The organism is Methanosaeta sp. UBA356 (assembly GCF_002496465.1).
GTDB lineage: Archaea > Halobacteriota > Methanosarcinia > Methanotrichales > Methanotrichaceae > Methanothrix > Methanothrix soehngenii.
Map to the genome: position 1 here is coordinate 1 of NZ_DAKC01000047.1, position 228 is coordinate 228.

Consider the following 228-nt stretch of genomic DNA (forward strand, 5'->3'; position numbering starts at 1 on the left):
CGATGAAAAGGGAATTGAAACAATGTTCTCAGAGATGTTTCGCGGGATGTCTTCGAAAATTGCAGAGCCTATCCCGATGAAAAGGGAATTGAAACCCAGCTAGCGGACTTGCTGGAATGCTCAAGCCGTTGGGATTGCAGAGCCTATCCCGATGAAAAGGGAATTGAAACGGAACACTTCCGGCCTGGGATCGACTAGTTATCCCGCCGATTGCAGAGCCTATCCCGA